Consider the following 11,922-nt stretch of genomic DNA (forward strand, 5'->3'; position numbering starts at 1 on the left):
CCGTTCACGCCGCGGACGCGAGAGCGGCAAAACGTGCGGCGACCTGCCGCCAGACGGCGCTCTCGGCCGCCTCGTTGCGTACCGCCGCCGCGTGCAGCTCCGCCCGGTCCACCCCGTACCTCCCCAGACGCTCCGTGCTCCACCCCTGGATCCGGCCGGCCTCGGCCTCCGGGTGGAACTGCACGCCCCACGCGCGGTCCCCGAGGCGGAACGCCTGGTAGGGGCAGTGCCCGCTGTGCGCGAGCCACCGCGCGCCAGGCGGCAGCTCGGTGATCCGGTCGACATGGTTCTCGATGGCGCTCGGGCTGGCGGGCAGCCCCGCGAACAGCGGGTCGTCCGCGGCCTCGGGCCGCAGCGTCAGCGGTGTGCTGCCGAACTCCGGCTCGCCGTACTCGCCGCGCACGGTGCCCCCGGCGACCTGCGCCAGCATCTGGCCGCCCAGGCAGATCCCGAACAGGGGGACGTCCCTGTCCAGCGCCTCGCGCACCAGCGCGCGCGTCGGGGCGAGCCACGGCGCGCGGGCGTCGTCGTCCGGCAGGTAGCCGCCGCCGAGCACGATCAGCGCCTGGTGGTCGAGCGAGGCGGGGAGCGGGTCGCCCTCGTACGCCGCGACGACGTCGAGCGCGAGGCCGCCCTCCGCCAGCCAGCCGGCCCACCGCCCCGGCCCGCTCCCCGGGCCGTGCTGCACAACCAATGCCTTCGCCATCGCCGTGACCTCGCCTTTCCGCGTGAATTCCCGCGCAAGTCACCCTATCCGCGAGGGCGCGGCACGCCGCGTGCGGGCCGGTCTCACTCGTAGGCGCCGAACGCCTTCGTGAAGTCCAGCGGCTGCTGCGTGAGCGAACTGCACGTCGGGTCGGCGGAGTTCTTCGCGCCTCCCGGGCACTGCTTGTCGCGGGCCGCGGACCACATCGACAGCCAGGCGAGCTTCTTCGACCGCGCGAAGTCCACCAGCTTCGACGCGTCGGCGACGGTGAACTTCTCGGAGCTCACGTCGTTCACCCCGATCATCGGCGTGACCGCGACCTTCTCCCACGCCGCGGCGTCGGACAGGCCGAGGACGCCCTTGATCTGCGCCTGCGTCGCGGTCGCCGCCTGGATCGCGTACTGGCCCATGTCGCCGCTGTAGGACGCCCCGTAGTCCATCGCCATCACGTTGACAGCGCCGATCTTCACGCCGTTCTTGTGCGCGTCCGACACCAGGTCGACGCCGGCCTGCGTCAGCCCCTCGGGCATGACCGGCAGCGTGAACGACACGTCGAGCCCCGGGTGCGACTTCTGCAGTGTGGCGATGGCCTGCGACCGCCGCGTGCCGGCCGCCGTGTCCGGCAGCGCGGCGCCCTCCACGTCGAAGTCCACCTTGGTCAGCTTGTACTGGTCGATGACCTTCCCGTATGCCGCCGCGAGGTCGGAGACGGACGAGCAGGCGCCCGCGAGTTCGGTGCCCGAGGCACCGCCGAACGAGACACGCACGTCACCGCCCTTGGCGCGCAGGGCGTCGATCTGCCCGGGCGTGCCGTCCGAGCCGATGGCGCTCACGCCGCCCCACTTGGGTACGCAGCCGCCGCCCGAGGTGACGAACGCCAGGTTGAACGTGGTGACCCCCGTCTTCGACGCGGTGTCCAGCAGGTCGTACGACGGATAGAGCGAGGTGTCCACGTAGGGGGAGAACTTGCCGCCCGAGGACGACGCGGGAGCCGAGGACGTCGCCGACGCCTGCGGCGGGGACGACGGCCGCTGCGACGGGCTGCCGGAAGGAGTGGTGGTCGGCGCCGCGGTGGGACGGCCGCTCGGCTCCGGGGCCGCCCCGCCGCCGGCGGAGCACTTCGCGGAGTCGATCAGGCACGAAGTCGGATCGGCCGCCTTGCCCGAGGACGACGTCACGAAGCCGACGGTGACGGACGCGCCGGGTGCGATGTCCCCGTTCCAGCTCGCCGGCTTCACCGTTACGTGCCGCCCTTGCACGGTGTGCGTACCGTTCCACAGCGAACTGAGGGTGGTCCCCGCCGGCAGGTCGAACTCCAGTGTCCAGCCGGACAGTGTCTTGTCCGTCGAGTTGGTCAATACGTACCTGCCGGTGTAGCCGCCCGACCAGGAGGCGGTCCTGGAGTAGGCGGCGCCCGCCGTGGCGGCCTGCGCACTGCCGGCGACCACGAACCCGGCGCCGCCTATGACGCCCGCCGCGACCACGGCCCCGATCACCTTGGTCCTCGTGGTCACCGTGCGGCGGTGTGTGCTGTTGCCCATCGCGTATCTGCCTCTGTGTAGCCGGGATTGGTGGGGAGCAAGGAGGCCTTGCGCTCCAGGACGCTAGCCCGGCCGGCTGCCGCGAAATCCGCGTATCGGGCAGGGACGGGCGTTCTTAGGGAGCGCTTAAGGTACGCATCGGCGGTGGTTAAAGATCAGCGACACCCGGCCTCGCCGGCGGCCGGCGCTCGCCCGCCTCCGCCGGACGCCCGCCGCCCGGCGCGATCACCACCGTGCAGGGCCGGCGCCCCGTCAACCGGAATGTGCGGGGAGCGCGCGGCGGCACGGACTGCAAGACCGCGCTGTACATGGGCGCGCTCAACGGCCTGGAGGATCCAGCGAACCAGAACGCGCAGACGAAGCGCTGGATGACCTTCGCGGCCGGCGACACCGACATCGCCGGCGTGGACATCCACCCCCACGTGCCGGGCATTGACGCCGCGCAGAAGTACACCGACTTCGTGCTGCCGTACCTGCGTGCCGACCAGAAGTTCCTCGCCACCGAGTTCTCCCTGATCAAGTTGTGGAGGCAGCACATGGGCGACCCGGTGGACGCCGCCTTCACCAGCGCCTACGGCACCCCGGCCGGTACTCCCGTGTGGCAGGTCATCCACAACGCCGCCAACCGCCCCTTCACGGAGCAGAAGTGGAACGACTTCCTGCTCTCGAACACGTGGTTCGCCAACCACAAGACCTTCATCAGGAACGAGATGGCGCGCCTGCGCGACACCGGCAGGCTCGCCGTGGCCGGCTACGGCATCACCCAGGGCGGCCCGATCCCCGACTTCGACGCGAACAGCTCGCCCTGGGTGCTCAACAGCATCTTCTGCCCGTACGTCTGCGGGATCGGGACGGGAGGCCTGCCCGGCCGCGACCGCACCTGGGCGGCCTCGTTCCGGGCCGCACAGTAGAGCCGCCCGGCCGGCTCCTGCCCGGGAGTCGTGGACGCGCGGCGTGTCCGTTCCGTTCAAGACATGGACCCGGCCCACGCGCCACACTCGTCCCATGGAACAGCGAACCGACTTCCTCACCTTCTCCACCGCGGACCTCGACGCGGCCCGTGCCTTCTACCGCGACGGACTCGGCTGGACGCCCCTGCTCGACGTTCCCGGCGAGATCGTCTTCTTCCAGGTGGGACACGGACTCGTACTCGGCCTGTTCGACGCCGGGAAGTTCGCCGAGGACCTCGGCGTGCGCGACGCGCCGATCCGCGGCGTCACGCTCTCCCACAACGTCGCCGGCCCCGAGGCCGTGGGCGCGGCAGTGGAGCGTGCAGTGGCCGCCGGCGGGACGGTGCTCAAAGAGCCCCAGGAGGCGGCCTTCGGCGGATACCACGCCCATGTCGCCGACCCGAACGGTCTTGTCTGGGAGATTGCGCACAACCCCGCCTGGAGCGTGGAGCCCGACGGCACGGTGCGGCTGGGGCTCATCGGCTGACCTCGGACGCGCTGCTCGTCCTGGCCCTGCTCTCCGGCCTCCTGGCCATGTGCGGCCTGCCCACGCACGCCGCGCTCCCGGCGCCGCGCGCCGTACGCACCTCGCGGCGCCCCGCTCCTCCGCGGTCTACGTCGCCAACGGGGGCGCCCACGGGCGCGCCCGGTCGACCACCGCCCGCGCGAGCGCCCGGGCCGGGCCCGTGCGGCGGCGGCACGGATGCCGGGCACGACTGCGCGACCACGCTGTGCGCGGCCTCGTCACGCCCTGGACGCCTCCGGCCCCCCGCAGATGTCCGTGACTTCCGTCGACGCGCCCTCGGCGGCGCCGGACCCGCACTCGCCCGTCCACTCCGCCTGCCGGGCCCCGCCCGATCTCAGCGAACTGCAACTCCTGCGCGTCCAGAGGCACCCGCACGGCACCGGCACGTCACCCGGCCCGCCGCGCCCTCGCCGCTGCCACCGCCTTGACGGCCGCCACGCTCGTCCGCACCGCCTGCCGCGGACAGGGCTCGGGGGAACGCCCGCCCCGCGACCGGCTCTGCGTCGCGGGCCGGATCGCCGGCTGTCAAGTCGCCGGCCGCGGGCATCGCGCGTGCGCAGGGTCCCGAGATCACCACCATGTCCGGGTGGCTCGCCGCCCGGGGCGCCCGGTCCCGCCGGCGGCCGCCACCCACTGGCCGCGCTGCGCAAGGCGTCGGGCGAGGCCTTCGACACGGCGTTCCTGCGCATGATGATCGCTCTCCACCGCGGCGCGGCGGCCATGGCACACACGGAGCACGCCGAGGACAACTACGGCCCGGCACGGCACCTCCCGGCGTCGATCGCCTCGTCCCGGACGGCGGAGATCGCACGGATGCGAACGCCACTCTCCGCGCACTGAGGCGTCGGGGGCTATCAGTCCACCAGCGCCTGCTGCACCAGCGTGCGCAGGTGGGCGCGGATCGGGTACGTGCTGGACGGCAGCAGCTGGGTGAAGAACGAGACGGTGATGTCCTCCGCCGGATCCACCCAGAACGCGGTGCTCGCCGCGCCGCCCCAGCCGTACTCGCCGGCCGAGGCGATGTTGCGCAGCGCCACCGGGTCCGTGACGACGGAGAAGCCGAGTCCGAACCCGGTGCCGTCGAACACCGTCTCGCTGAACAGCCGCCGGCCGAAGTGCGCCAGGTCAGCGCCGCCCGGAAGCTGGTTGCGCGTCATGTGGTCCACCGTCCGCGAGCCGAGCAGCCGGGCACCACCGCTCGCGCCGCGGCCGAGCAGCATCTGCGTCAGCCGGTGGTAGTCGGCGGCGGGCCCGATGAGCCCGCCGCCGCCGGAGAGGTAGCTCGGCGGCCGGACGAGGCTGCCGGCGGGCGCGCCGGTCGGCGCGAGCGCGCCGTCCGGCCCCCGCACGTACAGGGTGGCGAGCCGGTCGGCTCCGTCGCCGGAGACGTGGAAACCGGTGTCGTCCATCCCGAGCGGCTCGAAGATCCGGGTACGGAAGAAGGTGTCGAGGCTCTGCCCCGAGGCCACCTCGACGACGCGGCCCAGCACGTCGGTGGAGAGCGAGTAGTTCCACTCGGCGCCGGGCTGGAACAGCAGGGGGATCCGCGACCACGCGTCGCACGCGTCCGCCAGCGTGTACCCCTCCGGCTGGCCCCACTCGAACCCGCGGGCGCGCAGGATCGCGTCGACGGGGTGGGCGCGGTGGAAGCCGTAGGTGAGCCCGGAGGTGTGCGTGAGCAGGTGCCACACGGTCATCGGCTCGGTGACCGGCACGGTCTCCTGCTTGAGGTCGCTGCCCGCAGCGAAGACCCTCAGGTCCGCGAAGGAGGGGATGAACTTCTCGACGGGGTCGGTGAGCTGGAGCACGCCCTCCTCGAAGAGCATCATCGCCGCGATCGACGTGACGGGCTTCGTCATCGAGTACCAGCGCCACAGGGTGTCCGTCTCCACCGGGCGTCCGCTGCTCACGTCGCGATGGCCGTAGGTGGACAGGTGCACGATCCGCCCCGCCCGGCTCACGCTGATCAGCCAGCCGGGCAGCCGCCCGTCGTCCACGTAAGGACGGAAGTACCGGTCGATGCGGGCCAGCCGGCCCGCGTCGAAGCCGAGTTCCCCGGCCTCCGCCTCCACGGCGAAATCAGCCATGCGTCCCCTCCACTTGCGAGTAGAGCCCCTCTGACGGCGCGGGCGCCGGCACCCGCGCACGACGCGTCCGCGGGCGGCAACGCCGCTGGTGGCACCACGGCGTGCCAGCGTGTCACCGATCGCCGACACGCCACAAGGGGACCGCTCACGTGGTTGACTGCCCGGGGACGGCGGGGGAGAGGCGGACGCGATGCCACTGGACGACACCAGGCACGCCGGTGATGTGCCGGGCGGCCGGGTCTCGGCGGACGACTTCCTCCGCGAGGACGTACCGCGCACCGTCGGGCCCGGCACGGTGATCCTGCTCAACGGCACGTCGAGTTCCGGCAAGTCGAGCATCGCCAAGGCGCTGCTGCCGCTGCTGGCCGAGACCTATTTCCACATGCCGGTCGACGCGTTCCACGCGATGCGCGTCGACCGGGGCATCGCGGACGAGGACCTCCAGGCGGAGATCGACCGGACCTCGAAGGGCTTCCACCGGGCCGTCGCGGGCATGGCGGCCGCGGGCAACAACCTGGTCGTGGACTACCCGTTGAGCCGCCGCTGGCGGCTCCTCGACTGCCTCGACCTCCTCGACTCCCGCCGGGTCATGCTCGTGAAGGTCTACTGCCCGCGGGCAGAACTGGTGCGACGCGAGACCGAGCGCGGGGACCGCACGCCCGGGCTCGCCGCCGCACAGTACCCGGTGGTGCACGCGCACGGCGTCCACGACATCACCGTCGACACCGGCCGCGAGAGCCCACGTCAGTGCGCGGAGCGCATCGCGCGGCGTCTGTCGGGGGGCCTCCCGCGCCCGACCGCCTTCGAACGGCTGGCCGCCGCCCTGCCGAGCCGCGTTACCGGCTGACGGCACCCGCACGCGCGCCGGCGCTGGGGTCACAGCGGGCCGAGCGTCTCGCCGGGGACGGCCCCCGGTTCGAGCGTGTCGAGCACCGTGAGCAACAGCCGCTCCTCGTAGCGGAAGTGGTTCTCCATGAGCGCGGCGATGCCCCCGACATGGCGGTCCAGCTCGTCGGGTGGCGCGGCCCGCGCGGTGGCGGCGCGCAAGGCGGTGAGCAGGTGCGCGATCGTCGAGTGGTCCTGTTCGAGCGTGCGCAGCGCAGGTCGCAGCTCCGGATGTGCCGCCGCGACGGCCGGGAACAGGGTGCGGTCCTCGCCCCGGTGATGGCCGTCGAGAGCCGCGCAGAAGCCATGGCAGTACAGCAGCAGTTCACGGGTGGCCGCCTCGCCCGGGGTGCCATCGGCAAGGGACGCGCGGGTCATGGCCAGAGCTTCCCGCAGCCTGCCGTGTACCCGGCGGATTTCCTGGCTCCAGGCCACAAGCCTGGTCGTCTCGCGCTCAGACACGCGAGAGCGAAGGGTGCGACGAACGCATCGTCGGCCTCCTTCGGTCCGGCGCCTCCATGCCTGACACGGTCTGCCACCGGCACGCGACGCTGCATGCACCGTACCCCGTCCGCCGCGGTGCCGCGTGCCTCTTTCCGGGTGCACCGTACGCGGCGGCGCGGCGTCGCAGGCGTGTCGTGGTGCCGTGGTTCCTACGCTGCCGTGGTGGCGACCCCCACGGAACCCATCGGCAAGAGAGGCGACGACATGCAGGCCAGTATCGGCGACCGGATCCACATCCACGGCAGGACCGTCGGACAGCACGACCGTACCGGGGAGGTCATCGAGGTGCTCGGCCAGGACGGTGCTCCGCCCTACCGGATCCGCTTCGAGGACGGGCACGAGACGCTGATCCAGCCCGGCCCCGACGCCGTGGTCGAGCCGCCCTCCCAGGCTTAGGCCGGCACCCCGGGGCGGTGGACGCCCACCGCCCCACCGCCCCACCGGCCGCCCGATGCGCCACGGCGGCGACGTCGCAGCAGTGCCGGGGGTGTGGCTTCGGCGCCGGGGCCCCGGCGCCGAAGCCACACCCCGCACAGCCGCCCCGCGTACGCAGCCGCCCCGCGCCCGGGTTCACTCCTCCGCCCACATGTCCGGCGGGAACGCCGTCCCCTGCTCGTCCAGCGACTGCTCGGTCCATATGGTCTTCCCGCGGTGGCCGTAGCGGCTGCCCCACCGCTGGCAGCACTGCGCGACGATGTACAGCCCGCGCCCGCCCTCGTCCGTGTCGCCGGCCCGCACGAGCCGGGGCTGGGTGTTGCTCGGGTCGGAGACCTCGCAGATGAGGACCGCCGCGTCGCGGATCAGCCGGAGACCGATCGGGCCGCCCGCGTACCGCACGGCGTTGGTGACGAGTTCGCTGACGATCAGCTCCGTGGTCAGGCTCAGCCGGTCGAGGCCCCACGCGTCGAGCTGGTCGTCCGCCAGTTTCCGTGCCTCGGCGACGGACTCGGGGGCCGCGGGCAGCTGCCAGTTCGCCGTGTGCGACGCGTCGACGACGCGCGTGCGCGCCATCAGCAGCGCGATGTCGTCACGCGGCTGCGTGTCGCCGAGCTCGCCGAGCATCCGGCGGCCGAGGTCCCGCAGATCGATGCCCGGACGCCACGACGACGAGAGCCCCTCCTTGAGGCGCCACAGGCCGAGCTCGTCGTCGTACTCGGTCAGCGCGAGCATGCCGTCGGTGTAGAGGGTCAGCACGCTGCCGGGTTCCGGTTCGAGCGCCACCGACTCGTACGGGACGCCGCCCACGCCGAGCGGCGGCCCCGGCGGCGCCTCGACGAAGGACACGGCGCCGTCGGGGGAGATCAGCACCGGCGGCGGCGTGCCCGCGTTCGCGAGCGTGATCCTGGCCTCGACCGGGTCGTACACCGCGTAGAGGCACGTGGCGCCGACGGCGTCCTTCTGCTCGGCCACCGTCTCCGCCGCGAGGCGCTGGATGAGGTCGTCGAGCCGCGTCAGCACCTCGGCGGGGTCGAGTTCCAGGTCGGCGAGCGTCAGGATCGCGGTGCGCAGCCGGCCCATGGTGGCCGTCGCGGGCAGGCCGTGGCCGATGACGTCGCCGATGACGAGCGCCGCGCGCAGCGACGGCAGGGTGACCACGTCGAACCAGTCGCCGCCGATGTCCGCGCGGCCCGTGGCGGGCCGGTAGATGCCCTCCGCCTCCACCGCGGCGATGTCGGCGGCGGCACGCGGCAGCAGCCTCTCCTGGAGGGACACGGCCGCGCGGTGCTCGCGCGCGTAGCGGCGCGCGTTGTCGATGCCGAGGGCGGCGCGTGAGGCGATCTCGCTCAGCAGGGAGAGCTCGTCGCTGTCGAGCGGTTCGGGCCGCTCCGTGCGCCACACGGAGACGGCACCGAGGCCGAGACCGCGCGCGAGCAGCGGCGCCACCGTGAGCGACCCGGCGCCCTCGGGTACGAGCAAATCGGTCAGCCGGGGATCGGAGAGGGCGCCGACGGCCTCGTCGCGCGACATCGTCACCGCGTGCCCCTGCCGTACCCGCTGCAGCTGCGGGCTCTCCGGGAGCATGGGGTAGGTGTCCCCCTCGCCGAGCAGCGGTTCGGCCCTGCGGCTGTCCTCGCAGGCGACGGCGGCGCGCGTGAGGCGCGGGGTACGGGTGCCGAGGGCGGCCGGGGGGTCGTCGCCCGCGAGCACGCCCTCGGTGAGGTCGACGGTGACGAGGCTGCCCAGATCCGTCAGGAGGACGTCCGCCAGCTCATGCGCGGTCTGCCGGATGTCGAGCGACGAGCCGATCCGTGCGGCGGCCTCGTGGAGCAGGGCCAGGTGCCGCTGGTCCCGCAGCTGCTTCGTCACGTTCTCGACGAGCGCCACGACACCGTTGGGCCTGCCCTCGCCGTCATGGAGCCGGAAGGCGGAGATGGACGCCACCTGTGGCCTGCGCAGGGGCGCGTCCGCGAGCCGCAGCGACTGCTGCGCGCCGAGGGCCGGCACGCCCGTACGAAGGACGTCCGCGAGCAGGGCACGCAGGCAGTCGGCGTCCGCCGTGTTCAGGCCCTTCTCCCACGGCTCCCCGGGACCCGGGGCGGGCTGGCCGAACATTCCGTGGCTGATGTTGGTCCGAACGAGTCGCAGGTCCTTGTCGTGGACGCCGACGCCGATGCGTCCCTGGGCGAAGAGTGCCTGGAAGAAGGAGATGCCCTGCGCCCACTCCACCGCCTGCCGCGAGGGCAGGAGCATGACGACGCGGTGCCCGGTGGGCGGCACCGGGCACACTCCGAAGTCGACGGTCGTCCCGCCCGCCCTGCCGTGCCCGGCGCGCACCGTCTCCGCGAGGATCACGGAGCGGCACTCGCCGGATGGGGAGAGCATTTCCCACAGGGGGACACCCATGGCCTCGCGGGTACCGCGCCCGAAGAGCCGGGCCGCGGCCGCTGACCAGGAGACGACCAGCCCCTCACGGTCCACCACGGCGACGGCGACGGCATCGAACCGGAAACCCCCGAGGAGGTCGCTGCCCTCGTCTGATTCCACGCTGGCTCCTCCCGCCGCGCGAGAGAGTTTCACCAACTTTAACCCGATATCGCCGGACGCGATGGGTGGCGGACGCCGCGCAGTGACGTCCGCCCCCGCATGGCGAGACCTCCGACCACCGGGTGGGCAGGACGGCCCCGGACGCGGAGGAGTTACCGTGTGTGTCGTGACGATCTCGGGGGAGGCAGAAGAGCCGGGCCAGGGCGCGGCCCTGCTACTGGCGGCGGCGCCCCTCGGGCGGGGCCGCCTGATCGACGCGGCGTCCGCGCTGCCCGCGCTCGCCGCGGTGGCGCCCGCCGTCCTCGCGGGCGCACGGACCGCCTCGCTGGTCGAGCTCGCCGACCCGGTCGACCCGCAGACGGTGCTCACGCGCCTGCGGACCGCGGCGGACGCGCCGGGGCACCTGTCCGTGTACGTCGCGGGTCAGCTGCACCTCGACTCCCGCCAGCACCTGCCGCACATCGCCCTGGCCAGGACGACGGCGGCGACGCTGCGCTACACGGCGCTGCCGTGGGCGTGGTTCGCGGACGTGCTCGGACGCCGCCCGGCGGGCGCCACCGCCGTCGTCGACCTCGTCGCCGACCGCGAAGTGTGCGAAAGCCTGCGGGCGGCCGGCGAGGAGCTGACTCTCGGTCCCGGCGCGCGGCTGTACGGCCGTATCGCCCCGCCGCCCGCGCGGCGCACGAGGGCGTCCGCCGTGGCGCCCACGTATCTGCGGGCGTACGCGGCACTCCTGCGCGCGCACGGCCGTGGCCTGCCGGCGGGGCAGCTCCACCGGTACGCCGCCGAGCAGGCGGGAGACGCGGGCGGGGCGGTGTTCCTCGCCCCGCACGACGGCGAACCCGTCGCGCCGCCGGCTGAGACCCCCCGCGCGACGTACGCCGCCACGACCCACGCCGGACCCATGCCCGCGGCCGTGCCGCGCTCCGCACCACGGGCGTCCGCGGTCGTGCCCGCACCCCAGGCGGCCCCTGGGCGCGCCCGCGCTGCCGGGAGCGCGCCCACGGTCCTGCCCGCGCCCGTCCCCGCGTCGGCCCCCGCGCCCGTCCCCTCCGCCGATGCGCCGCACGCGCCTCGGGCGGCCGTCCCGGCCTCGTCGTCGCCGGCGCAGGTTTCGGCGCACGCCCCGGTGCCCGCGCCGTCCTGCGCCCCGGCCGTGTTGCCCAAGCCCGACCGCGCTGCCGCACCGGCTTCCGCACGCGGATCCGGCCCGATCGTTCCCTCGCCGGCCGCCCACGATCCGCACCAGGCGGTGCAGGCTGCGGCTCGTGCCGGCCGGTTCGGCGAGGCGTCGGCCATAGCCGCCGCCTGGGAGAGCGCCGCGCTGCGCGGCCACGGGCCCGGATCCCCCGAGGCCGTGCACTGGATCGAGGTGCAGGCGGACATAGCCTGGCTCTCGCACGACCCCTACCGGAGCTGCGAGCTGTGGCTGCGTGCCTGCGACGCGCGACTCGCGCTGCCGGGCGGCACCGACGACCCCGCCTTCACGGAAGCCCTCGACCGCGCACACCACCAGTGGAGCCGGGTCTCCGACGCGGCGCGTGCCGAGCGCCTCGCGCAGCACCTGCTGGCACTGCGCCACCGGGTGCCGGGACGCCGCCCGGGCGCGGTGGCGAACATCCAGCAGCGCCTGGCACGGCTGCGGGCCGCAGCGCCGGGGCCGGCCGCGCGGTAGCGGTGCGGCGCCAGCCGCTGGGCCGCCGACCGTCTGTGACGGACGCCGCCAATGGGCATCATG

11 protein-coding genes are annotated in these 11,922 nt (G+C 73.8%); 6 read left to right on the forward strand and 5 right to left on the reverse strand.

Annotation, left to right across the window (positions count from 1 at the left end):
• Positions 1–4: 4 nt before the first annotated feature.
• Together IH48_RS0110825 and IH48_RS0110830 are read right to left on the reverse strand one after the other, a co-directional pair.
• A complete protein-coding gene (locus tag IH48_RS0110825; RefSeq protein ID WP_030902281.1) occupies positions 5–706 on the reverse strand; it encodes a type 1 glutamine amidotransferase in 702 nt (233 codons plus the stop codon).
• An 83-nt stretch (positions 707–789) separates the two neighbouring features.
• Positions 790–2,247: a cellulose binding domain-containing protein gene (locus IH48_RS0110830; RefSeq protein ID WP_030902282.1), complete on the reverse strand. Its 1,458-nt coding sequence runs from the start codon at positions 2,245–2,247 to the stop codon at positions 790–792.
• A 233-nt stretch (positions 2,248–2,480) separates the two neighbouring features.
• On the opposite strand from IH48_RS0110830, the gene IH48_RS0110835 reads away from it, so the two are divergent.
• The 3 genes from IH48_RS0110835 (at position 2,481) to IH48_RS37610 (ending at position 4,563) form a co-directional block, all read left to right on the forward strand.
• On the forward strand, positions 2,481–3,158 hold the full coding sequence (locus IH48_RS0110835; protein WP_158710274.1) for a hypothetical protein: 678 nt from the start codon (positions 2,481–2,483) through the stop codon (positions 3,156–3,158).
• A 94-nt stretch (positions 3,159–3,252) separates the two neighbouring features.
• Positions 3,253–3,684 (forward strand): VOC family protein, encoded by a 432-nt coding sequence (locus IH48_RS0110840; protein ID WP_030902284.1) that lies wholly within the window; start codon positions 3,253–3,255, stop codon positions 3,682–3,684.
• A gap of 288 nt (positions 3,685–3,972) precedes the next feature.
• On the forward strand, positions 3,973–4,563 hold the full coding sequence (locus tag IH48_RS37610; RefSeq protein WP_420705466.1) for a DUF305 domain-containing protein: 591 nt from the start codon (positions 3,973–3,975) through the stop codon (positions 4,561–4,563).
• Between the two features lie 14 nt (positions 4,564–4,577).
• Here IH48_RS37610 and IH48_RS0110850 read toward each other — a convergent pair whose 3' ends face one another.
• Complete coding sequence (locus IH48_RS0110850; RefSeq protein WP_030902285.1) at positions 4,578–5,810, reverse strand: serine hydrolase domain-containing protein; 1,233 nt, start codon at positions 5,808–5,810, stop codon at positions 4,578–4,580.
• Positions 5,811–6,000: 190 nt separating this feature from the next.
• Here IH48_RS0110850 and IH48_RS0110855 point away from each other — a divergent pair, with 190 nt between their 5' ends.
• On the forward strand, positions 6,001–6,657 hold the full coding sequence (locus tag IH48_RS0110855; protein WP_078849611.1) for a chloramphenicol phosphotransferase CPT family protein: 657 nt from the start codon (positions 6,001–6,003) through the stop codon (positions 6,655–6,657).
• Between the two features lie 29 nt (positions 6,658–6,686).
• Here IH48_RS0110855 and IH48_RS0110860 read toward each other — a convergent pair whose 3' ends face one another.
• Entirely contained in the window at positions 6,687–7,157 is a 471-nt protein-coding gene (locus IH48_RS0110860) for a hemerythrin domain-containing protein (protein ID WP_030902288.1), read from the reverse strand.
• A gap of 246 nt (positions 7,158–7,403) precedes the next feature.
• On the opposite strand from IH48_RS0110860, the gene IH48_RS0110865 reads away from it, so the two are divergent.
• Entirely contained in the window at positions 7,404–7,595 is a 192-nt protein-coding gene (locus IH48_RS0110865; protein WP_030902289.1) for a DUF1918 domain-containing protein, read from the forward strand.
• Between the two features lie 174 nt (positions 7,596–7,769).
• On the opposite strand, the gene IH48_RS0110870 is transcribed toward IH48_RS0110865, so the two are convergent.
• Positions 7,770–10,184 carry an ATP-binding SpoIIE family protein phosphatase gene (locus tag IH48_RS0110870; protein WP_051839526.1) on the reverse strand — a complete coding sequence of 805 codons (2,415 nt, stop codon included), beginning with the start codon at positions 10,182–10,184 and terminating at the stop codon, positions 7,770–7,772.
• Between the two features lie 166 nt (positions 10,185–10,350).
• Here IH48_RS0110870 and IH48_RS0110875 point away from each other — a divergent pair, with 166 nt between their 5' ends.
• Positions 10,351–11,859: a hypothetical protein gene (locus IH48_RS0110875; protein WP_030902297.1), complete on the forward strand. Its 1,509-nt coding sequence runs from the start codon at positions 10,351–10,353 to the stop codon at positions 11,857–11,859.
• The last annotated feature ends 63 nt before the right edge of the window (positions 11,860–11,922 follow it).

The sequence above is a fragment of the Streptomyces sp. NRRL F-5126 genome (assembly GCF_000721265.1).
Lineage (GTDB): Bacteria > Actinomycetota > Actinomycetes > Streptomycetales > Streptomycetaceae > Streptomyces.

What these genes read in the sequence shown, in the direction of transcription:
- IH48_RS0110825 (WP_030902281.1), bottom strand. Translation starts at nt 706, where the DNA reads ATGGCGAAGGCATTGGTTGTGCAGCACGGCCCGGGGAGCGGGCCGGGG.
- IH48_RS0110830 (WP_030902282.1), bottom strand. Translation starts at nt 2,247, where the DNA reads ATGGGCAACAGCACACACCGCCGCACGGTGACCACGAGGACCAAGGTG.
- IH48_RS0110840 (WP_030902284.1), top strand. Translation starts at nt 3,253, where the DNA reads ATGGAACAGCGAACCGACTTCCTCACCTTCTCCACCGCGGACCTCGAC.
- IH48_RS37610 (WP_420705466.1), top strand. Translation starts at nt 3,973, where the DNA reads ATGTCCGTGACTTCCGTCGACGCGCCCTCGGCGGCGCCGGACCCGCAC.
- IH48_RS0110850 (WP_030902285.1), bottom strand. Translation starts at nt 5,810, where the DNA reads ATGGCTGATTTCGCCGTGGAGGCGGAGGCCGGGGAACTCGGCTTCGAC.
- IH48_RS0110855 (WP_078849611.1), top strand. Translation starts at nt 6,001, where the DNA reads ATGCCACTGGACGACACCAGGCACGCCGGTGATGTGCCGGGCGGCCGG.
- IH48_RS0110865 (WP_030902289.1), top strand. Translation starts at nt 7,404, where the DNA reads ATGCAGGCCAGTATCGGCGACCGGATCCACATCCACGGCAGGACCGTC.